General features: G+C 62.4%; 26 protein-coding genes. 14 read left to right on the top strand and 12 right to left on the bottom strand.

Features of this window, described 5'->3' with window-relative positions; translation table 11 throughout:
- Positions 1-353: 353 nt before the first annotated feature.
- A complete protein-coding gene (parC, locus tag NKI01_RS05685; RefSeq protein WP_352587808.1) occupies positions 354-2,606 on the top strand; it encodes a DNA topoisomerase IV subunit A in 2,253 nt (750 codons plus the stop codon).
- A 308-nt stretch (positions 2,607-2,914) separates the two neighbouring features.
- Complete coding sequence (locus NKI01_RS05680) at positions 2,915-4,135, top strand: AI-2E family transporter (RefSeq protein ID WP_023717250.1); 1,221 nt, start codon at positions 2,915-2,917, stop codon at positions 4,133-4,135.
- Here the strand turns inward: NKI01_RS05680 and NKI01_RS05675 are convergent.
- The 3 genes from NKI01_RS05675 to NKI01_RS05665 form a co-directional block, all read right to left on the bottom strand.
- Positions 4,123-5,019 (bottom strand): DMT family transporter, encoded by an 897-nt coding sequence (locus tag NKI01_RS05675; RefSeq protein WP_023717251.1) that lies wholly within the window; start codon positions 5,017-5,019, stop codon positions 4,123-4,125. The genes NKI01_RS05680 and NKI01_RS05675 overlap by 13 nt on opposite strands.
- Positions 5,020-5,141: 122 nt before the next feature.
- Positions 5,142-5,906 carry an arginyltransferase gene (locus NKI01_RS05670; RefSeq protein ID WP_023717252.1) on the bottom strand — a complete coding sequence of 255 codons (765 nt, stop codon included), beginning with the start codon at positions 5,904-5,906 and terminating at the stop codon, positions 5,142-5,144.
- A 136-nt stretch (positions 5,907-6,042) separates the two neighbouring features.
- A complete protein-coding gene (locus NKI01_RS05665; protein ID WP_023717253.1) occupies positions 6,043-6,513 on the bottom strand; it encodes an RDD family protein in 471 nt (156 codons plus the stop codon).
- A 209-nt stretch (positions 6,514-6,722) separates the two neighbouring features.
- On the opposite strand from NKI01_RS05665, the gene sthA reads away from it, so the two are divergent.
- The gene (gene sthA / locus NKI01_RS05660) at positions 6,723-8,111 is read left to right on the top strand and encodes a Si-specific NAD(P)(+) transhydrogenase (protein ID WP_023717254.1); all 1,389 of its coding nucleotides are present in this window, start codon (positions 6,723-6,725) and stop codon (positions 8,109-8,111) included.
- A 9-nt stretch (positions 8,112-8,120) separates the two neighbouring features.
- On the opposite strand, the gene NKI01_RS05655 is transcribed toward sthA, so the two are convergent.
- Complete coding sequence (locus NKI01_RS05655; RefSeq protein ID WP_352962176.1) at positions 8,121-8,795, bottom strand: alpha/beta hydrolase; 675 nt, start codon at positions 8,793-8,795, stop codon at positions 8,121-8,123.
- A 203-nt stretch (positions 8,796-8,998) separates the two neighbouring features.
- Between NKI01_RS05655 and NKI01_RS05650 the strand changes: the two genes are divergently transcribed.
- On the top strand, positions 8,999-10,171 hold the full coding sequence (locus tag NKI01_RS05650) for an OpgC family protein (protein ID WP_023717256.1): 1,173 nt from the start codon (positions 8,999-9,001) through the stop codon (positions 10,169-10,171).
- A gap of 22 nt (positions 10,172-10,193) precedes the next feature.
- On the opposite strand, the gene NKI01_RS05645 is transcribed toward NKI01_RS05650, so the two are convergent.
- On the bottom strand, positions 10,194-11,276 hold the full coding sequence (locus NKI01_RS05645; protein WP_023717257.1) for a LacI family DNA-binding transcriptional regulator: 1,083 nt from the start codon (positions 11,274-11,276) through the stop codon (positions 10,194-10,196).
- Between the two features lie 166 nt (positions 11,277-11,442).
- Between NKI01_RS05645 and NKI01_RS05640 the strand changes: the two genes are divergently transcribed.
- Both NKI01_RS05640 and NKI01_RS05635 read left to right on the top strand, forming a co-directional pair.
- The gene (locus NKI01_RS05640; protein WP_023717258.1) at positions 11,443-11,586 is read left to right on the top strand and encodes a hypothetical protein; all 144 of its coding nucleotides are present in this window, start codon (positions 11,443-11,445) and stop codon (positions 11,584-11,586) included.
- A gap of 63 nt (positions 11,587-11,649) precedes the next feature.
- Entirely contained in the window at positions 11,650-11,793 is a 144-nt protein-coding gene (locus NKI01_RS05635; protein WP_023717259.1) for a hypothetical protein, read from the top strand.
- 69 nt (positions 11,794-11,862) lie between these two features.
- Here the strand turns inward: NKI01_RS05635 and NKI01_RS05630 are convergent, their stop codons facing one another.
- The gene (locus NKI01_RS05630; RefSeq protein ID WP_023717260.1) at positions 11,863-12,234 is read right to left on the bottom strand and encodes a DUF423 domain-containing protein; all 372 of its coding nucleotides are present in this window, start codon (positions 12,232-12,234) and stop codon (positions 11,863-11,865) included.
- 56 nt (positions 12,235-12,290) lie between these two features.
- Positions 12,291-13,550: a multidrug efflux MFS transporter gene (locus NKI01_RS05625; RefSeq protein ID WP_023717261.1), complete on the bottom strand. Its 1,260-nt coding sequence runs from the start codon at positions 13,548-13,550 to the stop codon at positions 12,291-12,293.
- Positions 13,551-13,718: 168 nt separating this feature from the next.
- On the opposite strand from NKI01_RS05625, the gene NKI01_RS05620 reads away from it, so the two are divergent.
- On the top strand, positions 13,719-14,381 hold the full coding sequence (locus NKI01_RS05620) for a GntR family transcriptional regulator (protein ID WP_023717262.1): 663 nt from the start codon (positions 13,719-13,721) through the stop codon (positions 14,379-14,381).
- 96 nt (positions 14,382-14,477) lie between these two features.
- Positions 14,478-14,735, top strand: coding sequence for a DUF982 domain-containing protein (locus tag NKI01_RS05615; protein WP_023674477.1), 258 nt, complete (start codon positions 14,478-14,480; stop codon positions 14,733-14,735).
- 52 nt (positions 14,736-14,787) lie between these two features.
- On the opposite strand, the gene NKI01_RS05610 is transcribed toward NKI01_RS05615, so the two are convergent.
- Entirely contained in the window at positions 14,788-14,946 is a 159-nt protein-coding gene (locus NKI01_RS05610; protein ID WP_023717263.1) for a hypothetical protein, read from the bottom strand.
- A 123-nt stretch (positions 14,947-15,069) separates the two neighbouring features.
- Positions 15,070-16,113 (bottom strand): aldo/keto reductase, encoded by a 1,044-nt coding sequence (locus tag NKI01_RS05605; RefSeq protein ID WP_352962173.1) that lies wholly within the window; start codon positions 16,111-16,113, stop codon positions 15,070-15,072.
- A 280-nt stretch (positions 16,114-16,393) separates the two neighbouring features.
- Between NKI01_RS05605 and ppk2 the strand changes: the two genes are divergently transcribed.
- Positions 16,394-17,314 carry a polyphosphate kinase 2 gene (gene ppk2, locus NKI01_RS05600; protein ID WP_352962170.1) on the top strand — a complete coding sequence of 307 codons (921 nt, stop codon included), beginning with the start codon at positions 16,394-16,396 and terminating at the stop codon, positions 17,312-17,314.
- A gap of 51 nt (positions 17,315-17,365) precedes the next feature.
- On the opposite strand, the gene NKI01_RS05595 is transcribed toward ppk2, so the two are convergent.
- The 3 genes from NKI01_RS05595 to NKI01_RS05585 form a co-directional block, all read right to left on the bottom strand.
- On the bottom strand, positions 17,366-18,013 hold the full coding sequence (locus tag NKI01_RS05595) for a dihydrofolate reductase family protein (protein ID WP_023717266.1): 648 nt from the start codon (positions 18,011-18,013) through the stop codon (positions 17,366-17,368).
- Positions 18,014-18,412: 399 nt separating this feature from the next.
- On the bottom strand, positions 18,413-19,444 hold the full coding sequence (gene hemB / locus NKI01_RS05590; RefSeq protein ID WP_023717267.1) for a porphobilinogen synthase: 1,032 nt from the start codon (positions 19,442-19,444) through the stop codon (positions 18,413-18,415).
- A gap of 87 nt (positions 19,445-19,531) precedes the next feature.
- Positions 19,532-20,611: a DUF2066 domain-containing protein gene (locus NKI01_RS05585; protein ID WP_352962167.1), complete on the bottom strand. Its 1,080-nt coding sequence runs from the start codon at positions 20,609-20,611 to the stop codon at positions 19,532-19,534.
- On the opposite strand from NKI01_RS05585, the gene NKI01_RS05580 reads away from it, so the two are divergent.
- The 5 genes from NKI01_RS05580 (at position 20,550) to glyA (ending at position 25,939) form a co-directional block, all read left to right on the top strand.
- A complete protein-coding gene (locus tag NKI01_RS05580; protein ID WP_352717548.1) occupies positions 20,550-21,593 on the top strand; it encodes an enoyl-CoA hydratase/isomerase family protein in 1,044 nt (347 codons plus the stop codon). The genes NKI01_RS05585 and NKI01_RS05580 overlap by 62 nt on opposite strands.
- Positions 21,590-22,012, top strand: coding sequence for a DUF6163 family protein (locus tag NKI01_RS05575; RefSeq protein WP_023717270.1), 423 nt, complete (start codon positions 21,590-21,592; stop codon positions 22,010-22,012). Before NKI01_RS05580 ends, NKI01_RS05575 begins: the two co-directional genes overlap by 4 nt.
- A 202-nt stretch (positions 22,013-22,214) precedes the next feature.
- Positions 22,215-22,730 (top strand): transcriptional regulator LdtR, encoded by a 516-nt coding sequence (ldtR, locus tag NKI01_RS05570; protein ID WP_023674486.1) that lies wholly within the window; start codon positions 22,215-22,217, stop codon positions 22,728-22,730.
- A gap of 338 nt (positions 22,731-23,068) precedes the next feature.
- Entirely contained in the window at positions 23,069-24,322 is a 1,254-nt protein-coding gene (locus NKI01_RS05565; RefSeq protein ID WP_023717271.1) for a L,D-transpeptidase family protein, read from the top strand.
- A gap of 303 nt (positions 24,323-24,625) precedes the next feature.
- Positions 24,626-25,939 carry a serine hydroxymethyltransferase gene (glyA, locus tag NKI01_RS05560; protein ID WP_352845118.1) on the top strand — a complete coding sequence of 438 codons (1,314 nt, stop codon included), beginning with the start codon at positions 24,626-24,628 and terminating at the stop codon, positions 25,937-25,939.

The following is a 25,939-nucleotide window of genomic DNA, read 5'->3' as shown; positions in this document are numbered from 1 at the left end:
AGAGTGTCCTGAAATTCTTTTCAAATCGTCGCGTCGTCACCATTCAGCGACGAACTGGACCGGAAAAAGGCGGGCCTCGGCACAATGGTCGAAGATCGCGGCCAAAGGCAAACCCGATCCATCAGGCTTGCGATAGAAGCCGGATGTAACGGATTGATGTTGGCCGGCGTCGCGACGCTTCTAATTCCTGTTGCACAATGCAGGTCGCGCAAAAGTGCGCAGCGGTTTTGCGCGACATGGATCAAAACAAGGACCTAAAGCGCGCGCATAAGGCCGGTCGAACGCGACGCGCTTTAGGAGGACGTATGCCGGCGCCTCTTGCCGCGAATCACCCGCTCGGCTAGTGCCAGCCCATGGGAAAAAGGCTTTTGCCGCCTGAAACTGGCGGCGGCGACAATATCGAGCCGGTCGATCTGAAGAAGGCGCTGGAAGAGCGCTATCTCGCCTACGCGCTGTCGACCATCATGCACCGGGCGCTGCCGGACGTGCGCGACGGGTTGAAGCCGGTGCATCGCCGCATAATGCATGCCATGCGCTTGTTGCGGCTCAACCCCGACCAGGGCTTTGCCAAATGCGCCCGCATCGTCGGCGAGGTGATGGGCAAGTTCCATCCACATGGCGACCAGTCGATCTACGACGCATTGGTGCGGTTGGCGCAGGATTTTTCGATGCGCTACCCGCTGGTCGACGGGCAGGGCAATTTCGGCAATATCGACGGCGATAACGCCGCCGCCATGCGCTACACCGAAGCGCGCATGACCGACGTGTCGACGCTGCTGCTGGAAGGCATCACCGAGGACGCGGTCGATTTCCGCCCGACCTACAACGAGGAAGACGAGGAGCCGGCCGTGCTGCCCGGCGCCTTCCCGAACCTGCTTGCCAACGGCTCGTCCGGCATCGCCGTCGGCATGGCGACCTCGATCCCGCCGCACAATGCGGCCGAGCTTTGCGACGCCGCGCTTCACCTGATCGATCATCCGGATGCGCCCGTCACCAAGCTGATGGACTTCGTGCAAGGTCCGGATTTCCCGACCGGCGGCATCATCGTCGACAGCCGAGCCTCGATCCTCGAAGCCTACGAAACGGGTCGCGGCGGCTTTCGCGTCAGGGCGAAATGGAGCCAGGAGGACCAGGGCAGGGGCACCTGGAACATAGTCGTCACCGAGATCCCCTACGGCGTCCAGAAGGCCAGGCTGATCGAAAAGATCGCCGAGCTCTTGATTGCGCGCAAGCTTCCGTTGCTCGAGGATATCCGCGACGAGAGCGCCGAGGACATCCGCGTCGTGCTGGTGCCGAAGAGCCGCTCGGTCGATCCCGGCATCATGATGGAATCGCTGTTCAAGCTGACCGAGCTCGAAAGCCGCTTTCCGCTCAACATGAACGTGTTGTCGCGCGGCAAGGTGCCGAACGTGCTGTCGCTGAAAGGCGTGCTCAAGGAGTGGCTTGAGCACCGCCGCGACGTCTTGATCCGCCGCTCCAAGCACCGTCTCGGCGAGATCGAGAGGCGGCTGGAGATCCTCGCCGGCTATCTGATCGCCTACCTCAACATCGACGAGGTGATCAGGATCATCCGCGAGGAGGACGAGCCCAAGCAGGTGATGATGGCCCGCTGGTCACTCACCGACACCCAGGCCGAAGCCATCCTCAACATGCGGCTGAGGGCGCTGCGCAAGCTCGAGGAATTCGAGATTCGTGAGGAATTCAACGGCCTGACCGGCGAGAAGAAGCAGATCGAGGCGCTACTTGCGTCCGACGCCAAGCAGTGGGCGACGATCAAGTGGGAAGTCGCCAATGTTCGCCAGAAATATGGGCCCGAGACCGAGATCGGCAAGCGCCGGACCGAGTTCGCAGATGCACCCGAACATGACCTGACCGATATCGCCCACGCCATGATCGAGCGCGAGCCGGTCACCGTCGTCGTATCGGAAAAGGGCTGGCTGAGGGCCATGAAAGGTCATCTGACCGATCACTCTGCCCTGACCTTCAAGGAAGGCGACAGCCTCAAGCTCGCCTTCCATGCCCAGACGACCGACAAGGTGCTGGTCTTCACCACCGGCGGCAAGTTCTACACGATCGGCGCCGACCGGCTGCCGGGTGGGCGTGGCCATGGTGAGCCGATCCGCATCATCGTCGACATGGACAACGACCAGGATATCGTCACCGCCTTCGTCCATGATCCCAAGCGCAAGCTGCTGCTGGTTTCGCATGACGGCAACGGTTTCATCGTGCAGGAAGAGGAGGTCGTCGCCAACACCCGCAAGGGCAAGCAGGTGATGAATGTCAAGGCGCCCGACGAGGCCCAGCGCTGCGTGAGCGTCGCCGGCGACCATCTCGCCATTGTCGGCGAGAACCGCAAGATGCTGGTGTTCCCGCTGGCCGAGATCCCGGAGATGGGACGCGGCAAGGGCGTGCGCCTGCAGAAATACAAGGATGGCGGCGTCCTCGACCTCAAGACCTTCACGCTCGCCAGCGGCCTGTCCTGGCAGGATTCGGCAGATCGCACCTTCACCAAATCGCGTGACGAGCTTGCCGAATGGATCGGCGCCCGCGCCTCGGCCGGTCGCATGGTGCCGAAGGGCTTTCCGCGCACGGGCAAGTTCGGGTAGGCGCGCGAACGCGAAGGAGCGTGACCTTTCGGGGGGCGGTCAGGCGAGGTGGTGAAAGGGAATTCGTGTTTTCGCGCCCGGCGGCGCATTTTGTTCTTGCTTTGTGCCGGCAGCTATGCTACTAATTTCACTATGGTGCTGATTCGCACCGACGACCCGCCTCCCAAGGCGGGTTTTTTGTTTCGGGCTCCTTTCGACCAAATTGGAATGCCGTCACGATTGCTGCACTATATCAGTGCATAAGCTTCGCCATGGGAAATCGCGGGGATAACGCATCTGAACGACACGGGCGTTGGGGAGGTAGTCGCTTGAAGGAAGTCAGGATACAGAAGCCGGAGCGGCAGCAGCGCCTGTTTGGCCTGTCGACGCCGCTCAGGGCCGCTGTCATTCCGCCGCTGTCGGCGGCGCGCTGGCTCCTGGTGCTGATCGTCGCCGCCGGCGTTTATTTCTTCCACGGCTTCCTATTCCCGGTCCTTGCCGCCCTGGTGATCGCTTTCGCCAGCTGGCCGCTCTATCGGCGGCTGCTCGCCGGCGTCGGCGGCAACCGCACGATCGCCGCGACCCTTGCGATCCTGTTCATCCTGACCTTCCTGGTGGTGCCGATCGCGCTTGCCGGCACCTATGCCATCAACGAGGTGCGCGAATGGGTCGGCTGGGCGATCGAGACCAACCGCTACGGCGCGCCGACGCCGCACTGGATCGCCACGCTGCCTGTGGTAGGCGAATGGCTCAATGAACAATGGACGGTCAACGTTGGCCATCCAGGCGGTATCGGCGAACTGATCCAGCTGATCAGCGGCGCCAATATCGGCAGCATCTATCGCGGCGTGCTTGCCGCCGGCGGCAGCGCCTTCGGCCTTTTGCTGACGCTGCTGTTCATGATGATCGCGCTGTTCTTCGCCTATCGCGACGGCGAGCATTTCGCCGGGCAGGTCGATCGCCTCGGCGAACGCATCCTGCCGGCCAGATGGGAACGGATCTCACGCGTGGTGCCGGCGACGATCTCCTCGACCGTCACCGGCATGACGGTTATCGCCATCGGCGAAGGGCTGGTGCTGGGCATCGCTTACTGGTTGGCCGGCGTGCCGTCGCCGGTGACGCTCGGCGCACTGACCGGCATCATGGCGCTGATCCCCGGCGGCGCGCCGCTGTCGTTCACGCTGGTCTCGATTTATCTCGCCGCCAGCGGCTCGCCGATGGCCGGCCTGGCGCTGTTCATCTGGGGCGCCGTCGAACTCTTCGTCGTCGACAAGACATTGCGCCCGAAGCTGGTTGGCGGGCCGATAAAGCTGCCCTTCCTGCCGACTTTCTTCGGCCTGATCGGCGGCGTCAAGACAATGGGCTTTCTCGGCCTGTTCATCGGCCCGGTGCTGATGGCCCTGCTGGTCGCGATCTGGCGCGAATGGCTGCGCGAGGTGGAGCTGACCGATGAACTCGCTGCCGCCGAACCGGCGGAGCAGGAAGATGCACCGCCGCAGATCGAAATTGTCGCCGAACGCGCCGCCGCGAAAAAGAATCAGGCCGGGTGACTGACGGCGAGCGTGGCGCGGCGCTTACGCCCCTCGTGCAACTGCCAGAGCGAATGGCCGATCAAGGTGACGATGAGGATCGTGCCGCCGATCAGGCTGTTGCGCGACGGGGTCTCGGCGAAGATCATCCACACCCAGACCGGCGCCAGCACGGTTTCTAACAGGTAGAACATCGCCACTTCCGGCCCGGAAATGTATTTCGGACCGTTGGCGAGGCAGAAGAACGAGATCGGCATGATGACGGCGCCGTTGAAGACGATCCACCACGGTGCGTTGACGTGAAAACCCACCTTGGAAACCATCAGGGCGGCGATGGCCAGTGGCAGCACGACTCCGATCAGCGCGGTGAAGCCCATATCCTTGCCGCTGGCGCGCGAGATGGTGATGGCCGCGGCGATCATGAAGGCGGAGCATAGTGCCATCAGGTCGCCGAAGAGATGCCCGGTTCCGACGGAATCACCGACAATCATCACGACGCCGGCGATCATCAATGCCAGCGCTGCGACCGTCAGGGGCTGTGGCCTCTCCTTCAGGAATAGCCACGACAAAAGGGCCGCGAACATGGTGGTGAAGGCCAGGATGAAAACGAGGTTGGCGGTCGAGGTGTTGTAGACGCCGGTGATGAAGGCGATCGAGCCGAGTCCGTAGAGGGCGGCAACGATGAGCCCTGACCAGCCCGGGATAAGCTGCGGTGCCTTTGCGCTCAGCGAGCGCCAGATGGCCCAGATGACGAGCGTGGCGACGAAGGTCGTGCCGGTGCGCAAGAGCAGGATCGTCCATGCCTCGCCGTCGGCGAGCCGGATCAGCGGAATGTCGACGGTCAGCGTCAACCCGCCGATGGCGGTGATCAGAAGGCCTCTCTGGTGGTCGTTGTGGGAAGACATGCAGCAATTCTCGCGATAGGCTTGGAGGCGCAAAATTGACCCGCCCGGTCTTCCGCCGATCGGCCGGAAGCCCAGCGGCATCCTCCTCGAAACAATTTAAGGGTGAATACCGAAAGCGGAAATCAGCGCGAAACCGCTTCGTGATTGTAGCGTTCCCAGCCTTTCGGGCCGAGATGCTCCTGCGGCTGGAAGCGCATCTTATAATTCATCTTGCGCGAGCCGTTGACCCAGTAGCCCAGGTAGACATGGGGCAGGCCCATCGCCCTGGCGCGGGCGATGTGGTCGAGGATCATGAAGGTGCCGAGGGAACGGTCCTCGAAATCCGGGTTGAAGTAGGAATAGACCATCGACAGGCCATCGGCCATCTTGTCGGTGAGCGCCACGGCGATCAGTTCGCCCTGACCCTTGCCGGTGATGAAGCTGTCAGGTCCGCGGCGACGGTATTCGATGACCTTGGTGTCGACATGGGTATCCTCGACCATCATGGCGTAGTCGAGCACGGTCATATCGGACATGCCGCCACGGCGGTGGCGGGCGTCGAGATAGCTGCGGAACAGCGAATACTGCTCGGTGGAGGGTTCGGCGTCGTGCATGGCGCCGACCAGATCCGAATTATGCTGTATGACGCGTTTCATGTTGCGGCTGGCGGTGAACTCCTGCGCCAGGATGCGCACCGACACGCAGGCGCGGCAGGTCTCGCAAGCCGGCCTGTAGGCGATGTTCTGCGACCGCCTGAACCCGCCCTGCGTCAACAGATCGTTCATCTCGGGGGCCTTGTCGCCGACCAGGTGGGTGAACACCTTGCGCTCGAACTGGCCCTCGAGATAGGGACACGGCGAGGGCGCGGTCAGAAAGAACTGTGGCGACTGGGTCGGGTGCTGCGTCATCGAGCCTTGGAAACACTCCTGCGAATCGCTCTACCTTTGGCGCGGACGCCGAAAAATTCAACAGGATTGTGAAAGCCTGTGTGAATGGACGTCTTCACTTTTGTGCGCAAAGGCTGCGGCCGCGCTTCAAAGCCGCTCAGCGGCCGCTGCGGCTGACGACCGTGCCGAGCAGCAGGTCGTGCAGCATGCGCTTGCGGTCGGAAAACAGGCTCACCAGCAGGACCAGCGGCGAGAGGATGACATTGCCGGCCCAAAACAACACCGAATGGACGACGGCAGTCAACCCGTCGATGCGGCTGCCGTCGAGCCGGTCGAGCCGGATGCCCATCATCTTCATGCCAGCGGTGGCCTGATCTTTACTGCCGAGCGTGTTCCAGATGTAGAGGATGGCGACGGCCGGCACGAGAATGGAAAACAGCATCCAGCCGAGGCCGAGCGTCAACAGCCCAAACAAGAACACCAGGATCGCGAAAGGAATGGTGAGCAGCGCGACGATGAAATAATCGATGACGAAGGCGAGAATGCGCCGCGTGCGCACGCCCTCATAGGCGCGGACGTCTTCGAGCCTGCTGGTGATGATTTCGCCGTCGAGAACGCGAGCGTTCATGTCATTTCCTCGTAATCGAACCCGGGTTAATGCACGGGCCGCGTATTGATGAAATGGTGAAGGTTCGCGGTGGAATCAAGATCGAACCATTCGCCACCGTAGATGGTGACGGAGTGCCCGGCGCCGTCTGACTTGTTGAATTCATGGCGCGGATAGCGTTAGCTTGCTGCGGCGCAACAAAAGGTGCCGAGCCGAGGGGACGGGGCGACATGGACTACGACATGCTGGTCATCGGCAGCGGCCCATCCGGGCGCCGCGCCGCGGTGCAGTCGGCCAAGCTCGGCAAGTCGGTGCTGGTGGTCGACAGGGGCCGGCGTCTCGGCGGCGTGTCGGTACACACTGGCACCATACCGTCGAAGACGTTGCGCGAGACGGTGCTCAACCTCTCCGGCTGGCGTGAGCGCGGCTTTTATGGACGCGGCTACCGGGTCAAGCAGGACATTTCGGTCGGCGATCTGGTCGAGCGCCTGCACAAGACGCTCGACCATGAGGTCGAGGTGCTGCAGCACCAGTTCATGCGCAACACGGTCAAGAGCGCTCGCGCCGCGGCAAAATTCCTCGGCCCCAATAAGGTCAGCCTGACCACCGACACCGGCGACTACAGCGAGGTTGGCTTCGCCCATGCACTGATCGCGGTCGGCACCCGGCCGCACCGGCCGCGCGACGTGCCGTTCGACAAAACACGGATTTTCGACAGCGACGAGATGCTGGAGCTCGACCGGCTGCCGCGCACGCTGACGGTGATCGGCGCCGGCGTCATCGGCGTCGAATATGCGACGATCTTTTCCGCGCTCGACGTTCCGGTGACGCTGGTCGAGCCGCGCAATACCATGTTGGATTTCGTCGACCGCGAGATCGTCGACGACTTCATCCATCAGATGCGCGACCGCGGCATGACCATCCGCTTGGGCAGCGCCGTCAAGGAGATCGCCTCCAAACCCGATTATGCCGAGGTGATGCTGGCAGACGGCCGCACCATACGTTCCGAGATGGTGCTTTATGCTGCCGGGCGTACCGGCAATGTCGGCAGCCTGGGCTTGGAAGCGGTCGGCATCGAGTCCGATTCCAGGGGCCGCATCAAGGTCGATCCGCAGACCTTCCAGACCAGCGCGCCCAACATCTATGCCGCCGGCGACGTCATCGGTTTTCCGAGCCTGGCCTCGACCTCGATGGAACAGGGCAGGGTGGCCGCCTGCCATGCGTTCGGCGTGCCCTTGCCGCCGCCGCCCGAAACCTTTCCCTACGGCATCTACGCCGTGCCGGAAATCTCCACCGTCGGCCAGTCGGAGGAGCAGGTGCGCGAGAGTGGTGCTGCCTACGAGGTCGGCGTGGCGCGGTTTCGCGAGACATCGCGCGGCCACATCATGGGCGTCAATACCGGCTTCCTGAAGCTTCTGTTCTCGATCGAAACACGCCGTCTGCTCGGCGCCCATATCGTCGGCGAGGGCGCGACCGAACTCATCCACATTGGCCAGGCGGTCATCAATCTCGGCGGCACCGTCGACTTCTTCGTCAACAACACCTTCAACTATCCGACGCTGGCCGAAGCCTACAAGATCGCCGGGCTGGACGCCTGGAACCGCATGGGGCGAGGATAGCTTCGAGGCTCATCGATCTGACGTTGCAACGGCGACCGCAGGATCCGCCAGCCATTGCCTGACGATCTCGGCGTCCGGATCGCCGATTTCATGGCCGGAGGCAATGGTTTGGGTCTCGACCTTGGCGCCATGCGAACTCAGCAGGGCGGCCAACACCGGCGCGAATGGCGCATAGGTCAGGTCGGCGGCGCCGGCGATGATCAACGCCCGCGCCTTCGACAGGTCGGCCGGCGGCACCTCGTCAAGCACCGGCATCGGACGCAGCAATGCGGCGCACTCGATCAGGCCCGGATGCAGCAGCATGACGCTTGAGACCAGATTGGCGCCGTTCGAATAACCGACAAAGGTCGCGCGGCTGAGATCGAAGCGGTGGCGCTTCGCGATGCCGTCGACGAAGCCCGCGAATGCGTCCGCCTCCGCACGGATGCTCGCCTGTTCGAAACGCGTCGGGGTGATTCGCGTGAACCAGCGGAACCCGCCCTCCTGAGGGATGCGGCCACGGACCGCAACCAGCGCCGCATGCGGCGCGATTTGCCGACCAAGCGGCAGCAAGGTCGTCTCATCGACTCCCGATCCATGCTGCAGGAACAGCCAGTCACCGGGTAAATTGGCGGGTCGATGGAGCCGGTAGAAAAAGCCTGAATTTTCCTGCAAAATACCGTCTTCGAGGCTCTCCTCGGCCATAGTCACATCCTTTTGATTTCGCGTTACTTTCGTTAATTTGCCGGCTTCAAAACGAAATATTTTCAAGCTCCGCGAAAGTTGATTGAACCGGGCGCATTTCAGTCCGTTTCTTTGCCGATATAATCCCCGCGGGAGGGATCGAAGCAGTGTGCGCCGGGTGGTCGCATGCCGGCATGAACAACCAGCTTTAAGGCCTTTTATCGATGACCATGCCAGTTTCGCCGGAACGCGATACGCGTATTGACGTGTTCCGGGCTCTCGCTCTCCTGACCATATTCATCGACCATGTGCCGGGCACCGTTTTCGAAACCCTGACCTACAAGAATTTCGGGTTTTCGGATGCGGCCGAGGCCTTCGTGCTGATCTCCGGCATGTCCGTCGCTCTCGCCTACGGCACCAAATTCCAGCCGGGAAACCGGCTGATTGCAACGCTGAAAATGTGGCGCCGCGCCGGCGTGCTCTATGTCACCCACATCGTCACGACGATGGTGGTCATGGCTATCTTCTGCGCGGCGGCGGTGTTTGCGAAACGGCCGGACCTTCTGACGCTGATCAACATCGAGCCGCTCGTCAGAAACCCGCCACAAGTCCTGGTCGGCATCGTCACGCTCGGCCATCAGCTCGGTTACAACAACATACTGCCGGTCTATGCAGCGCTGCTGTTGATGGCGCCGGCCTTCCTGCTGTTCATCAGCTATCGGCCACTGGCGGCGCTTGCCGTGTCCGCAGCCCTTTGGCTGCTTGCCGGAATCTACCAGATCGCGCCACCGAACTACCCGGAGCCCGGGTTCTGGTTCCTCAATCCGCTGTCATGGCAATTGCTGTTCAATATCGGCATGGCCAGCGTGTTGCATGTGCGGCGCGGCGGCACCATCCCGGTCAATCGCTGGCTGGTCGGCGCCGCCGCCGCCTATGTGCTCACGGCGCTCGTCTGGGTGCACAGCCCGCTGTGGGGGCATGTGTCATGGCTCGACCTGCCGGTGGTGCTGACCGGTTTCGACAAGACATTCCTGTCGTTGCCGCGACTGCTGCACATCCTGGCGATGAGCTACCTGGTCGTCGCCTTGCCTTCCGTCTCGAACCTGTTCCGCACCGGTCGTGACAATCCGCTCGCCATATTGGGCAAACGCTCGCTGCCGGTTTTCATTGCCGGAACGGTGATTGCCATGGCGGCGCAAGTGATGAAGCTGATCAACCCGGGCGGCATTGCCTATGACAGTCTGCTGCTCGCCGCCGGCATCGCCATGCAGTTCGCGCTCGCCTTCTATCTGGAGTGGCTGTCCGCCATCGGCTGGTCCGGCAAGGGCAAGCCGGTCCGCAACGCGCCGCCTGGCCGTCCATCCTTTGGCATCGGTCCCATGGCGGCCAATAGATAAGATTTGGAGCCGATCTGCCCAGTCAGCCTGTACTTGGCGGCGGTCCGGACGATGCCCTGACGACAAGTTCGACGTCGAGCGTTTCTCGCCGCACTGTGCCATCGAAGTCGAGGATTCTTCGCGCTGCCCGGCGGCCGATCTCGGCGATCGGCTGGGCGATGGTGGTGAGCGGAGGCTCGCAAATTGCGGCTTCAGGCACGCCGTCGAAGCCGACGACGGAAACATCGCGGGGAACCGTGATACCCCGTGCGTTGAGCCATTCCAATGCCACCATTGCGATCCGGTCCGACATCGCCAGGATGGCGGTCGGCGGTTCCGCCGAGGCGAAGATGGTTTCGAGACCAGCCCTTGTGCTCGCCTTGTCGTTTTCGGTCTCGTAGACCGGCACCTTGGCGGTGTCGACACCAAATTGGGAAAGCTCTTCGAAATAGCCGAGGAGGCGGTCACGGGTCCCGGTATAGGCTGCCGTCCGGACCTGCTCGGGCGAGACAAGTCCGGTGCTGTCGTCGGCGAAGGCCAGCGACAACACGGCGAAGCGGCGATGTCCAAGTACCGCCAGATGGTGCGCCGCCAGCCGGCCGCCGGCAACATTGTCGATACTGATCGCCGAGACCGTGTCGTCCTGCGAGCCGAACTCGAGCGCGACGAAGGGGAGCTTTCGTTCGCGTGTCAGCTCGACGAGGCGCGGACCGCCCTCGATGCAGAACAGGATGAAGCCGTCGACCAGGGCGCTCTGGATGTTCCAGGCAAGTTTTTCCTCGTTGCCAGCTGACACCAGGGCAATTCCCGCGCCGGTGGCGTCGCATGCCTCCGAGATGCCGGCCATCATCACGCGAGCAAAGGGGTCGTCGAAGAAATAGGACAGCGGCTCGGTGGTGGCGACGCCGATCGCATTGACCTTGCCGGCACGCAGCAGGCGGCCCTTTGGATCGGGGCCGGCATAGCCCAGCGCCTCGGCCGCCGCCTTGACCCGCTCGCGGACTTCCTCGCGCACGATTTCGGGACGGCTGAAGACATTGGAGGCAGTGCCGTGTGATACGCCCGCGGCTTTGGCGATGTCGGCCAGCCGGATGGGCCTCCTGCTGCCTTCGGTGAGTGATGCCATTTGTTTGTCTCCGGGATTCCGGTCCAACAGTATCGCCGATTACCTAACACCTTCCTTGGATCGATTCAAATTTTTGCTTGACATTTATGGTGCGGCGCGTATTCTTTGAATCGATCCAAGAGCGTTTTTCGTTCTACCGATTGGATCGATACAAGAGGAGAGTGCCATGCACCCCGTCAATTATCTGTTCGAGGACATTTACCGGAACGACTGGAGCATCCGCTCGAGCGCGGAGGCCCGGAAGCGGCGCGACAGGACCGGTCCGTGGATTCGCGACCTGCGTTTCCTGAAGCGACGCGAGTGGAGCTGATTGGCAGCGCATTTTTTCGCCTGCTGATTGGATCGATTCAAATAAGCTAGAGGAGATTAAGCCATGCACCCGGTCAAGCATCTGTTCGAAGACATCTATCGCAATTATTGGGGCATCTCGCCGGCTACCGAACGGCCGGAGCGACGGCGTGTGGTCAAGACGACCAAGCGCGACGGGCAAGTCCGGCTCGAACGTCCGCGAGACTGAGCTGGCAAGACAGAGCTCGTGGATCGAGCGCGGCTGGTGAAAGAGCAGCGGCCGCCATTGGTTGTCGCATCAATGGCGGCGCGGGCGCACCAGCGCCGAGGCGGCCATCACCAGCCAGCCGCCGATCAGCAAGGTGCCGCCGATCGGCGCCGACATCGGGAACAGCCGCGAGCCGAGGAAGTCGCGAGCGAGGAGATCTCCCGAGAACAGCAGAAGCCCGACGAGGAGGATGAGGCTTCCGCTTCGCAGGATGGTATTGCCACCGAGCAGCCCGACGGCAAGCAAAACCGGCGCATGCATGAGCAGGAAGGACGCGGCCGTACCGACGAAAGCGCCGCCGAGATGCGCCGACGCCGCCGAAAGCGCCACGCCGGTTGCGCCGCATAGGCCGCCGGCAAAAATCAGAATGCGGCTGCCTGCCGCGTGTTCATCCGTGCTCATTTTCCAGGCCTCCGTAATTGCTGGCGACCGCCTGAGATAGCGCTGCGCGAACCGTGTCAGGATTTGCCGGCTTCCGCCAGCATGTCGCGTTCGCGGCGCGACTGGACCAGCCAGTTATAGGCCGCTCCGCCCGCCATCAGCACGGATGTGCCGAGAAACACCGCGCGCATGCCGAAATGGCCACCAACGAAGCCGCCGAGCAACGGTCCGGCGACCTGCCCGACATATTGCGCCGAGATCGACAAGCCCAGCACATTGCCGCCGACGCCGTCAGGCACATTGTGGCGGATGACGCTGGTGATGCAGGGCAAAAGACCGCCAAGCGCCACGCCCATCAGGAAACGCAGGCCGACGAGCTGCCAGCCTTGCGTGACGAAGGCCTGCGGGATCAGGAGCAGCGCCGAGACTGCGAGCGCGGCAACGATGACGTTCCAGTGGCCGATACGGTCGGCGAGCTTGCCGAGCCGCGACGCCGACAGGATGGCGCCGAGCGCTGCCGCCGACATGACGATGCCGGAGACCAGCGTGACCTGGCTCGGATCTTCGATGAGCTGCTGGACATAGACGGTGATGATCGGCTCGATCGACATGGTGGCGAAACTCAACAGCGTCCCGGTCGCCAGCATGGCGACGACGGGGCGCTTGTCGGGAATTTGCGACCAGCCGCCTTTCGCCTTTTCTTCTGACGCGGCCTTGGCGGCAACCGGGCGAGGGGCCTCCTTGATCAGCAAGGTGGTTGCCAGAAAGGCCAGGAAAATGACGCCGCCGGCGAGCAGGAATGTGGCGCGGATGCCAATCAGCGGCGGCAGCGCGCCGCCGAGCAGCGGGCCGACCAGGGCACCGGCCGTGATTCCGGCCGACAGCACGCCCAGCGCCCAGCCGGAGCGATCCTTCGGCGTCTGCATGGCAACCAGGATGGTCGAGCCCGAAGAATAGCCGCCGGCAAAGCCGATCAGCAGGCGCAAGAACACCAATTGCCAGACAGTCTGCACCATGCCGGTCAGCGACATGCACATCGCCATGCCGAAACTGGCGCGCACCAGCATCAGTTTGCGGCCGTAGCGGTCGCCTAACCGCCCCCACAGGGGTGCGACCAGCGCGGCAGCAAGGAAAGTGGCGCCGTAGGCGATGCCCGACCACTGCACGATCGCCGCATGGCCCTCGGCGCCCAGCTGTTCGACGTAGAGCGGCAGGAACGGCAACAGCAGCGTCATCGCTGCGAGCGTGCTGAACGAGCCGGCAAAACACACGGCGAGATTGCGGCGCCAGTGGACGTTATGCGTGCCTTGCACGGCGAGGGTGGCGTCTTGCGGCATGTCAGAGACTGCTGTCGTTGGGTTGCTGCGGATACCATTTTGGGATACCAAACTGGTATCCGTCATGGACGCAAGGCTGGTCGCTGTCAATGCGGTCCCTGCAAAGTGATCGCCAGTAATGGCCGGTGAGCAGAGGGCCAATGAACCGGCTCCAACAACGGAACGCCAATGTCGCAGATGCAGAACGTCGAAAAGCAGCTTCGCGAGATGATCCTCGGGCTCGAGATCGGTCCCGGCGAGCGGCTGACGGAGCGCTGGGTCGAAAGCCGCTTCGGCGCCTCGCGCACGCCGGTCAGGGCGGCGTTACTGCGGCTCGAGACCGAAGGCCTGATCTGCCGCGACGGCCGCGGCTGGACGGTCTCGCCCATCAATCTTGCCGAGCTGGAGCAGATCGCCGTCTATCGCGAGGCGGTCGAGGTCGCGGCAGTCAGGCTGACTTGTGCCTTGCAGGACAGGGGTGCCGTCGAAATCATCGAGGCGATGCTCGATTCCTGCGACGACCAGACGCCGCGCGAGGAATGGCATCGTGTCGGCATGGATTTTCATATCGAGCTGGCGCGCCTGTCAGGCAACGAGTTCCTGTTCAGAGCGGTTCGTGATGCGATGACGCGCCTGTCGCGCGCCCGCTGGCTCGAGGTTCGCGACGAGGCAGCGCTTGGCCGTGCCTGGGCCGAACACCATGACATTCTGTCGGCGGTGCGGGCCGGCGATGCCGACGGGGCCGCCTGCCTGCTTTCATCTCATATCGACGGTAGCCGCGACCGGCTGGTCACGTCGTTGCGCAACGACCGGCGCGGCCTGCGCGCCAGGGGATTTGCCGTCGTCGCTTGAGTGAGGATCGGCGGCCATTGATCACGAAAAAGGCAGATGAGCGAAGAAAGCTACTTTCGGTCTCGCTTCGCAAATGCCGATGGCGTAAGAGCGGCGATGGAAAACAACCGATTTGACACACCCGTGACCGTCAAGGGCGCGGCGGGAAGCAATCAGCTCTTGCGTACGGCCCGCGAGGCTTCCGACTACCTCCTCAACAATTGGCCCGGCAAGCGCAGCCCCAAGCACCGCGAAGCGCTGCAAGCCTGTCATGATGCGCTGGCCGGCGACAAGCCGGCCATGAACGCAAGACGGGCCTTCATTGCCGCCGCCCGCGAAGTGAACGTCTTCGTCAGCGACAAGGCGCCGGCCTGAGGCATAGCGGGGACTTGATCGAGACCCGGGCCGCCTGACAGGCCTGATATCATCACTCGGCCGTTTCGGTGTTGGTTTGGGACTCGCTTTCGCCCTCGGGCTTCGAGCGCTCCTTGGCCGCGACCTTGGCAGCCTGCTTTTCCGCCTTCTTGGCAGCCTTCTGCCGGTCGCGTTCCTTGCGTTCCTGACCGTAGTTCGGTGCTCGTGGCATATCGTTTCCTTTCATTGTGCTTGGCCTTTGCCTAGGAGCATTGGGCCACAAACACAACACCGCAAGGCACGATCGGCTCCATATCTCGTCGCAGTCCGGGGAGCCCCGCTTCAGGGCGTTTTTTCAGGCGCCGTCCCGGTCGAGGACGAGATCGGCGGGCCCGAACCGGTCCTTTGCCGTGAATTGCTGGTGCCAGTAGGGATAGAGCACGGGCGGCCTGCTGACCACGTCGAGGCGTGTGCGCTCCTCATCGCCGAGCACCAGGCTTGCAGCAGCGATATTGTCCTTGAAATGCGCTTCGGTTCGTCCGCCGATCACCAGCGAACTGACGGCGGGCCGGCCAAGCAACCAGGCAAGCGCCACCTGCGCTGCCGACACGCCGTGGTTCTTGCCGATATCGATCAGCACGTCGACGATCCGCCACAGCCGGTCCTCGTCGCGGATCGGCGGTTCCGACCAGCCGCTGAGCTGGCGGGCGGTCGGCTGGTCACGGTGATATTTGCCGGACAGCAATCCGCCGGCGAGCGGGCTCCAGACCAGCAGGCCGAGCCCCTGGTCGACCGAGATCGGCAACAATTCATACTCGGCCTCGCGGGCTTCCAGAGTGTAGTGGATCTGCTGGGTGACGAAGCGCGGCTGGTGATGACGGTCACTGATACCGAGCCCCTTCATCACCTGCCAGCCGGAATAATTGGAACAGCCGACATAGCGGACCTTGCCCTGCGCGACCAGCGTGTCGAGCGCGGCGATGGTTTCCTCGAGCGGTGTCAGGCCATCCCACTCGTGCAGGAAATAGATGTCGATGACATCGGTCCTGAGGCGCTTCAGGCTCCTCTCGCATTCGCGGATCAGATGATAGCGCGACAGGCCTTCATCATTGGGGCCTTTGCCGATCCGCATGCGCGCCTTGGAGGCGATCAACACGTCGCCCTTGCGCTTGCCGCCGAGCGCCTCGCCGATGATCTCCTCTGACACCCCGTTCGAATAAACGTTGGCGGTGTCGATGACGTTGATGCCGGCATCGATGCAAAGGTCGATCATCCGGCGCGCCTCGTCGAGATCGGTCTTGCCGACCGCCGAAAACGCGCCGCCGCCGCCGAACGTCATGGTGCCCATGGTCAGCGTCGAAACCTTCAGCCCGGAACGGCCGAGAGTGCGGTATTCCATGTCGTATCCTCATGATTTTATCGGGAAAGGGCGTTTCAAACGACAGCCCTGAATGAACCGGGCATTTGTAGGATAATTCGTTCCGCTTGTCGCCCGTGTTGCAGGGCAACATCGATCACATCTTACGGATTGGACGCGCAGCCAGCGCAACAGCGGCTGCAATAAAACCGTCATTGCTGGCCTATACTAACATCGGTTCAGCGCTTCGATTTCCGGCCGCCGGGCCGGGCGGCAGAGCGCCTGACAGCGGCCGACACGGCCTGTAAGCGGAGCAGCGCAAATGACCGAGATAAAACAGAATTCCCCGGCCAGGGACTGGCTGGAAGCGGAACTCGCCGACACGCTCGACGAAGATTATGAGCTGGAAATCTCTGAGCCGGCGCTGTCGATGGAGATCGCCAAGATCTATAAGAATGCGCATCCGCCATCGATCGACCGCCTGCAATATTTTCGGGATCTAATCACGCTGCAATCCGAATTGATCAAGCTGCAGTCCTGGGTCGCCTATCACAAGAAGAAGCTCGTCGTGGTATTCGAGGGCCGCGACTCGGCGGGCAAGGGTGGCGTCATAAAGCGCATCACCCAGCGGCTCAATCCGCGCATCTGCCGCGTCGTAGCACTACCGGCGCCGACCGAGCGCGAGAAGTCGCAATGGTATTTCCAGCGCTACGTTCCGCATCTGCCGGCCGGCGGTGAGATCGTGCTGTTCGACCGCTCCTGGTACAACCGCTCCGGCGTCGAGCGGGTGATGGGCTTTGCCCAGCCGGATCAGGTCGAGGAGTTCTTTCGCGACGTGCCGGATTTCGAACGCATGCTCCTCCGCTCAGGCATTACGCTTGTCAAATACTGGTTTTCGATCACCGATGAGGAGCAGCAGATGCGCTTTTTGATGCGCATCCACGACCCGATGAAGCAATGGAAATTGTCGCCGATGGACCTCCAGTCGCGCGTGCGCTGGGAGCAGTACACCAAGGCCAAGGAAGAAACCTTCGCCCGCACCAACATCCCGGAAGCTCCCTGGTTCATCGTCGAGGGCAACGACAAGAAGCGGGCGCGGCTGAATTGCATCGACCATCTCCTCAAGCAAATGCCCTATGAGGAGGTGCCGCACGAGGAGATCACACTGCCCGAGCGCCTCTTCAATCCCGAATACGAGCGCCAGGTGCTGCCGCGCGAACTGTATGTGCCGGAGAAATACTGACTAAAGCAGCGAGGAGGGGCGCTGCCTCCGTGGGCAGCGCCCTGCAACAAGCTAGGCGCGCTCGATGATGACATGCGTGGCCTTCGGCGTCGCGACCTGCTCGCTGCAGCGGTAGCCGAGCTTGGGCATGTCGATGCCGGCAAAAAGGCTCTCGCCTGCGCCGAGCAGGACAGGTGAGATCGCCAGATGCATCTCGTCGATGAGCTTTTCCTTGAGATACTGCCGGATCGTAGAAACGCCACCGCCCAGCCGTACATCCTTGCCGTCAGCCGCTGCTTTCGCCTTCTCCAGCGCTGAGTGGATGCCGTCGGTCACGAAATAGAAGGTCGTGCCGCCCTCCATGACAATGGGATCCCGCTGATGGTGCGTCAGCACGAAGACCGGCACGTGGTATGGCGGATTGTCTCCCCACCAGCCTTTCCAGCTCTCGTCAGGCCACTCGCCGCGGATCGGCCCGAACATGTTGCGGCCGAGGATCCAGGCGCCGACATTCTCGAAGCTGCGCGCGGCGAACGCCTCGTCAGTGTCCGTGGTCCCGCCATCCTTGCCGAGAACCATCTTGCGGAAGGTGCGGGTGCCGAACATCCATTCGTGCAGGGCTTCCCCGCCAACACCCAGCGGGTTCTTCAGGTCTTGGTCGGGACCGGCGCCGAAGCCGTCGATCGACAAGGTGAAAGCGCTGACGCGAAGTTTGGACATGAGAGCCTCCTTGATAACCAATTGTGAGATGCAAGCAGTTATCGGGTAGCTTAACTGATTGCATTTTGCAAGCGGTTTTTTGAATCGCCGGGGCCAATCGCTTCCAAATCATGTTGGAATGACCAATCTCAATGTTGGCGCCGCCCCTCATCCGCCTGCCGGCACCTTCTCCCCGTATAGTGACGGGGCGAAGGGGCTGGCCGCAACCTCGGCGATGTTTTTGCAACGCTGGAGATTGGCGAAATCTTTTGCGAACGCGTCTTTCTCCCCGTCACTATACGGGGAGAAATGCCCGGCAGGGCAATGAGGGGCAGCGCAAACCTGAAGCGATTGCCTGCGGTGGCCATGTCGCGCTTTGGACGAAGGAACGTTACTCGATGTGGGCGCTACGGAGGCGCATCACCCCTTCAGCATCTCAGCCACTTCCGGCGCGAAATAGGTCAGGATGCCGTCGCAGCCGGCGCGCTTGAAGGCCAGCAGCGATTCAAGCATCGCCTTTTCCCCGTCGATCCAGCCATTGGCGGCGGCGGCCTTGATCATCGAATATTCGCCCGACACTTGATAGGCGAAGGTCGGCATCTGCAACTCGTCCTTCAGCCGGCGGATGATGTCGAGATAGGGCAGGCCGGGCTTGACCATCAGCATGTCGGCGCCCTCGGCGAGATCCTGCTCGGCCTCGCGCACCGCTTCGTCGGAATTGGCGTGATCGATGTAATAGGTCTTCTTGTCGCCCTTGAGCAGGCCGGCGGTGCCGACCGCCTCGCGGTAGGGGCCGTAAAAGGCGGATGCGAACTTGGTCGCATAGGACATGATCGCTACATCCTGAAACCCATTGGCGTCCAGCGCATCGCGGATGGCACCGATCCGGCCGTCCATCATGTCCGAGGGGGCGATGATGTCGGCCCCTGCCGCCGCCTGGATGACGGCTGCTGCCGTCACCTGCTCCACCGTTTCATCATTGACGATAATGCCGTCGCGCAAGATGCCGTCATGGCCATGCGAGGTGAACGGGTCCAGCGCCGCGTCGGTGATGATGCCGATCTCCGGCACCGCGCGCTTGATGGCGCGGGTGGCGCGGTTGATGATGTTTTCCGGATCGAGGATGTGCGAACCGGTCTGATCGCGCAGGCCGAGCTCGACATTGGGGAAAGTGGCGATCGCCGGAATGCCAAGCTTAGCCGCGCGCTCAGCCTCCTTGACGGCGAGGTCGAGCGACAGGCGGAAGACGCCGGGCATGGCGGCGATCGGTTCGCGCACTTGTCTGCCGTCGACGACAAAGATCGGCCAGATCAGATCGTCGACCGAGAGCCGGTTCTCCTGGACAAGGCGGCGCGACCAATCGGCCTTGCGCATGCGCCGCAGCCGCCGGCTGCCGGTGATCTCGTCGACGCTGCGCGCGCCGGCAGGCTTTGCAGGGGTGAATTTGTTCATCGCCAAAACTCCGGATCGGGCGACTTTTACCACGAGCCTCCGCTGCTGACCAATGCGACACGATTGTGCCAGCGGTCCTGTCGGGCGCTATTCTGGTTGGCCATTGCCTGACAGGATCTGCGCAGCACCCCGCATGGCGACGCGGAATGCCTCGTCGAAGTTGACGCCGCGCACTTGCCACTTGTAGGTCTTGCCGGCCATGGCAAGCCGCCAATCGGCGATCCAGCCCAACTCCTTGTCGCTCCAGACTAGGCTGCCGGCCAAGAGCTCTTGGTTGCCGACAGTTCTCGCCAGCAATTCGGGTGAGAGCGCACGCACCTGTTCGAAAATCGCCCCGGTTTTTACCAGAGCGGCCTTGCTTGGAATGACGATCTTCATCGCCAACGGTCCGGCTGCCGATTGAAAGGACTCTGCCATATAGGGGCGTTCGTCTCCGTCGCTCGCCAAGACAAAATGCTGGCGTGCATCTTGCACAGCCAGCAGTACCGAGATGATCGGCCGCTCGCCGAGCCACGGCTTGCTGCCGAGCTCAGCAAGCACTTTATCGATCACCGGCGGCGTGTACTGGCAAGTGAGATCGTGCGGCCGGTCGTACGTGCCTTGATCATCATGATTGGGGATACCTTCCATGCGATCGCGATAGCGGAAGCTGCTGACGAAGCTGCCGGCCTTGTCGCGCAGTGCTGTCATCTGAGGTTTCGCCGGCAGGCGCTGGTCGCCGGATACCCGCACCAGCACTTTGTCGAGGCAGATCTTGAAGCCGGCCTGACGATGTTCTTCTCCCTGGCCATTGACGATGGTTTGCGACTGGTAGAGTTCTGCGAGGCTTGTCGCCAAGGCTGGATGGCCAGCCAGGCAGGTGCAGACTAACCCGATTGCCACCAGTGCAAGGCGCGAAAATCGAATCATAGACGACGTCCCCGTCGGTGCCGCGTTGCAACGCGCCTGCCATGACTTTTTCGTCATTACTGCCTGTAGCCGTCGATTGTTAGCACCGGCTTCCGGTCCGGGCCAGAGGCTGCGCTGGCGTGCCCGCCATTGACGCGGCCATGCGCCACGCTTTAGCACTTCACTCCCGGCGGGCGCGGGGAGGGATTCTCTGGCGATGGATTTTGGCGGAGGCGACGAGATTCGCTTCGAAAGATTGGGCAGGGCCGGCGTCGTCACGCTGACGCGGCCGCAGGCGCTCAATGCCGTGACCCACCGCATGGTCAAAGCGCTGGACAAGGCGCTGCGCAGCTGGGAGCGTGACGACGGCGTTGACGTCGTTGTCGTCAAGGCCGAGGGCAGGGCGTTTTCGGCAGGCGGCGACATCCTTCATATCTACGAGGCCGGCCGGGCAGGAAAGCCTCCGGTCGATTTCTTCGCCGACGAATACCGGCTGAACGCCCGTATCGCCCGTTTCAAAAAACCCTATGTCGCGCTGATCGACGGCATCGTCATGGGCGGCGGCGTCGGCATCTCCTTCCATGGCTCGCAGCGGGTGCTGACCGAGAACGCCCAGTTCGCCATGCCCGAGGTCGGCATTGGCTTTTTCCCGGATGTCGGCGCCAGCCATCTGTTGCCGGATCTCGGCGGCAGCTTCGGCATGTATCTGGCGCTGACCGGCAACCGCATCCGCCATGGCGATGCTTTGTGGTCGGGCCTGGCCACGCATACGATCAGGGCGGAGGATCAAGCTGGCTTTCTCGACCGGCTGGCGGCAAGCGGCGACCCGGAATCGGTGCTGCGCGGCTGCTTCGTCCCGGCCAAACGCGAGACCGACAGGCCGACGCTCGAAGTCATCGCCAGGCATTTCGCGCAGCCGTCGCTGGCCGATATCGTCGCCAGCCTGGAGCGGGCAGCCACTGCCGACGAGTTCGCGGCAAAGACGCTGGCCACCATCCGCACCCGGTCGCCGACCAGCCTGCATGTCGCCTGGCGCCAGATCAGAGCCGGGCAGACGTTGTCGATGGACGAGTGCATGAAAATGGAGTTCCGTATCCTCAACCGCATGCTTGCCGGGCACGACTTCTATGAAGGCATCCGTGCTGCCATCATCGACAAGGGCTCGACGCCGCAATGGCGGCCGACAGGCATCGATAAGGTCAGCGCCGTCGACGTCGATGCCTATTTCGCACCGCTCGGCGAACGGGAACTGAAGTTGTGAGCGAGGCCGCCTCGAGACGCGTGGTGCTGCAGCCCTCGACGGTCGAGGTCATCTTCGCCTGGTTCCAGCGCGTCATCGCCGGCTACTGCCTGCTGTTCGGCATCTTGTACTGGATTCGGCTGATCGGCTTTTACCCCGGCCCCTTATGGCGCTTCGACCTGATGCCGGTGCACTGGCAGGTGGCGGCGGTGGTGCTGGCGGTGTTTTTTCCATTCGCCGCCGCCGGCCTGTGGATGCTGGCGTCCTGGGGGCCGGTGATCTGGTTCATCTGCGCGGTGACCGAGACGGTCATGTATGCCGGCTTCCCAGAGCTGTTCGGCCACCGGCTGCTGATCGTCGCCTCGCACCTTGCGGTGGCGCTGCTCTACATCGTGTTCCGCGTGGTGATCTGGATCCAGAAGCGGCAGGCCCGGCGATAGCAATTCCGGCCAGGACCGGTGGCTAAATCTTTAGGTTAATTATCCTTGCTCGGGTGACCGTCCGTTAAGCCTCTTTCGAAACCCCTTACCGGTAAGCTCTTGTTAGCCTTGGCGTTTAAGTCGAATTTTATGAGTATTCGATAGTGTCGCGATCAAGGTGAAGAACAAAAAATCACCGGGCGACAAACGAGAGGCAAAGACAATGATCAATTCGCGTCCGGCGGCGAAGACCGCCAACGTATCCGATGACCGCCGCGAGGCGATCCGTTCGCTGTACATGGAATCGCTGCAGCTGGTCGAGCGGCTACACCGCCGTCTGCTTGACGTGATCAAGGACGAATTCGACCGCAACGGCCGCTCCGATATCAACGCCATCCAGGCGCTGCTCCTGTTCAACATCGGCAATTCGGAGTTGACGGCCGGCGAGCTGCGCTCGCGCGGCTATTATCTCGGCTCGAATGTCTCCTACAATCTGAAGAAGCTGGTCGATCTCGGCTTCATCAACCACCAGCGCTCGCGCATCGACCGCCGTTCGGTGCGGGTTTCGCTGACGCCGAAGGGCAATGAGGTGGCGGAGGTCGTCGCCGGCCTATATGAGCGCCATGTCGGCTCGATCGAGCAGGTCGGCGGCATCAACACCGAAGAGTTCAAGCAGATGAATCGCGCCCTCCAGCGGCTGGACCGGTTCTGGAACGATACCATCGCTTACCGGATGTAGTCGCACCCGCCGCATAAAAATCCGAAGCTGGACCACGGGAGCGCTGCCGCGGAGCGGACCAAAGGCCGGTGCCGAAAAGCACCGGTCTTTCCGTTTCGTCAGGCCGGCCGATCCAAATTCGAGCAACAGCCACGTTGCCGCCATATTCCAGTGGAACCGAAGATGCGGGTGATGCTGGGGCCAAAGCCGTGCATTTGTCCTGTGCTCAAATCACTTCCCATGTGTTTTTACACCGAAGTGATGCGGGCCATGGTTGGCTAATTGTTAAGAAGCCAACTCTAGAGTGCGGGCGAGACCGCCCGGTAGGTTGAGTTGTAGCAAGAATGTCTGGACCGTCCATGAGAACCAGCCGCCGTTTCTTCCTTTCAGGAGCCTCCGCGCTCGCAGCCGCTATGGTCGCCGGCCGTGCCAGTGCGCAGGATGTGATCGGAGATATCCTGAAATCCTCGGCCCGCGGCAATTGGGACGACCAGTTCGACGCCCGCCCCAGCCAGGGCGGCAAGGTGGCCTCGACGCTGCCGATCTTCAGCCTGCAGACCGTTTCGTTTACCGAGCAGGCGGTCGCGCAATACCAGAACATTGTCGCCCAGGGCGGCTGGGAGCCGGTTCCCGACACCAAGAAATTGCAGCTCGGCGTCGACGATCCCGACGTGGTCCCGCTGCGCAAGCGTCTGATGATTGCGGGCGATCTGGCGCAGAGCGCCGGCATTTCGACAGCCTTCGATTCCTACGTCGACTCCGCGGTCAAGCGCTTCCAGGCGCGCCATGGCCTGCCTGCCGACGGGACGCTGGGCCAATATTCTTATGCCGCGATGAATGTTTCGGCGCCAATTCGGCTCGGCCAGTTGCAGACCAATCTGCAGCGGCTGCGCGAGCGCGCCGGCACGCTGGGCAACCGTTACGTGCTGGTCGACATCCCGGGCGCCCAGATCGAAGCCGTTGAGAACGATCGCGTCGTGCTGCGCCATACCGCAATCGTCGGCAAAATCGACCGGCAGACGCCGATCGTCAATTCCAAGATCAACGAGATCATCGTCAATCCCTACTGGAACGCGCCGGTCTCGATCGTGCGCAAGGACATCATTCCGCTGATGCGGAAGGACCCCAACTATCTCAAGGACAGCCACATCCGTCTGTTCGCGCCGGATGGCAGCGAGGTTGATCCGCTGACCGTCGACTGGTCGACCGACGACGCCGAGAAGTACCGCTTCCGCCAGGATCCGGGCGCTGGCAACGCCATGGCCTCGGTCAAGATCAATTTCCCCAGCCCGGACGGCGTCTACATGCACGACACGCCGCAGCAGAGCCTGTTTGGCAAGATGATGCGCTTCGATTCCTCGGGCTGCGTGCGCGTCCAGAACGTGCGCGACCTCGTCACCTGGATTCTGCGCGATACGCCGGGCTGGAATCGCCAGCACTTCGAGGCGGCGATCAAGAGCGGCGAGAACGTCCCGGTGCAGGTCACCAATCCGGTGGCGGTCTATTTCCTCTACATCTCGGCCTGGTCGACGGGGCCGGGCGTGGTGCAGTTCCGCGACGACATTTACGGCCTCGACGGGGCCAACGAGCTGCAGATCACATCCGCGCTCTAAGCAGCTGAGTTCATTTGCAAAAGGCCGCCGGAAGGGGCGGCCTTTTTTGTTGTCGCCGTCGCGCTCTGAGCTTTGCGCATGATTCCGAAAATCGGTTCGCCACGGACCATATGCAAACCACGCGGCGCTGTTCACCGAGATCACGCTCACCGAGGCCCTGCTGAAGGGTCGGCAGGCAAGGAAATAGAGGCCGCCAGTCTCTCTGGCGCAATCCGGCCAGCAAATTTCGCGCAGCAAACGTGGCGGGCCGAAAGCAACTGTGTTAATGGCGCGACAGACCCCGAACCTTGAGGATTTCAGCCCATGGCAACAGCAGCGGCAGTGTCGAACAAATTCGAATCCTTTTTCGAAACCACGCTTGCCGATGCCGACCCCGAGATTTTCGGGGCCATCCGCAACGAACTCGGCCGCCAGCGCCATGAGATCGAGCTGATTGCCTCGGAAAACATCGTCTCGCGCGCCGTGCTCGAGGCGCAAGGGTCGATCATGACCAACAAATATGCCGAGGGCTATCCGGGCAAGCGCTACTATGGCGGCTGCCAATTCGTCGATGTCGCCGAGGAACTGGCCATCGAACGCGCGAAAAAGCTGTTCGGCTGCAACTTCGCCAACGTCCAGCCGAATTCCGGCAGCCAGATGAACCAGGCGGTGTTCCTGGCGTTGCTGCAGCCCGGCGACACCTTCATGGGCCTCGACCTCAATTCCGGCGGCCACCTGACGCATGGCTCGCCTGTCAATATGAGCGGCAAATGGTTCAAGGTTGTCTCCTATGGCGTGCGCAGGGAAGATCATCTGCTCGACATGGATGCGATCGAGAAGACCGCCCATGAGACCAAGCCGAAATTGATCCTGGCCGGCGGCACCGCCTATTCACGCGTCTGGGACTGGGAGCGTTTTCGCGAGATCGCCGACTCGATCGGTGCCTATCTGATGGTCGACATGGCCCACATCGCCGGCCTGGTCGCCGGCGGCATGCATCCGTCGCCGCTGCCGCACGCCCACGTGGTCACCACCACGACGCACAAATCGCTGCGCGGCCCGCGCGGCGGCATGATCCTTTGCAATGACGAGGACATTGCCAAGAAGATGAACTCGGCCGTCTTCCCCGGCCTGCAGGGCGGACCGCTGATGCATGTCATCGCCGCCAAGGCGGTGGCTCTGGGCGAAGCGCTGAAGCCGAGCTTCAAGATCTACGCGGAGAGCGTCGTTGCCAATGCCAAGGCGCTGGCCTCCAGCCTGCAGGAAACCGGTCTCGACATTGTCTCCGGCGGCACCGACAATCATCTGATGCTGGTCGATCTGCGTCCCAAGAACGCCACCGGCAAGCGCGCCGAAGCTGCCCTTGGCCGCGCCAACATCACCTGCAACAAGAACGGCATCCCCTTCGATCCGGAAAAGCCTTTCGTCACCTCGGGCGTTCGTCTCGGCACGCCGGCCGGCACCACACGCGGCTTCGGCCAGGCCGAGTTCCGTGAGATCGGCAAGCTGATCACCGAAGTGCTGGATGGACTGAAGGTCGCCAATTCCGATGAGGGCAATGCGGCCGTCGAGGCAGCCGTGAAGGCCAAGGTGGCGGCATTGACGGATCGTTTTCCGCTTTATCCGTATCTTGGTTGA

Source organism: Mesorhizobium sp. M0815 (genome assembly GCF_040319995.1).
In the GTDB taxonomy this organism is placed as follows: Bacteria; Pseudomonadota; Alphaproteobacteria; order Rhizobiales; family Rhizobiaceae; genus Mesorhizobium.
This window is presented reverse-complemented; position numbering and strand designations above follow the sequence as displayed.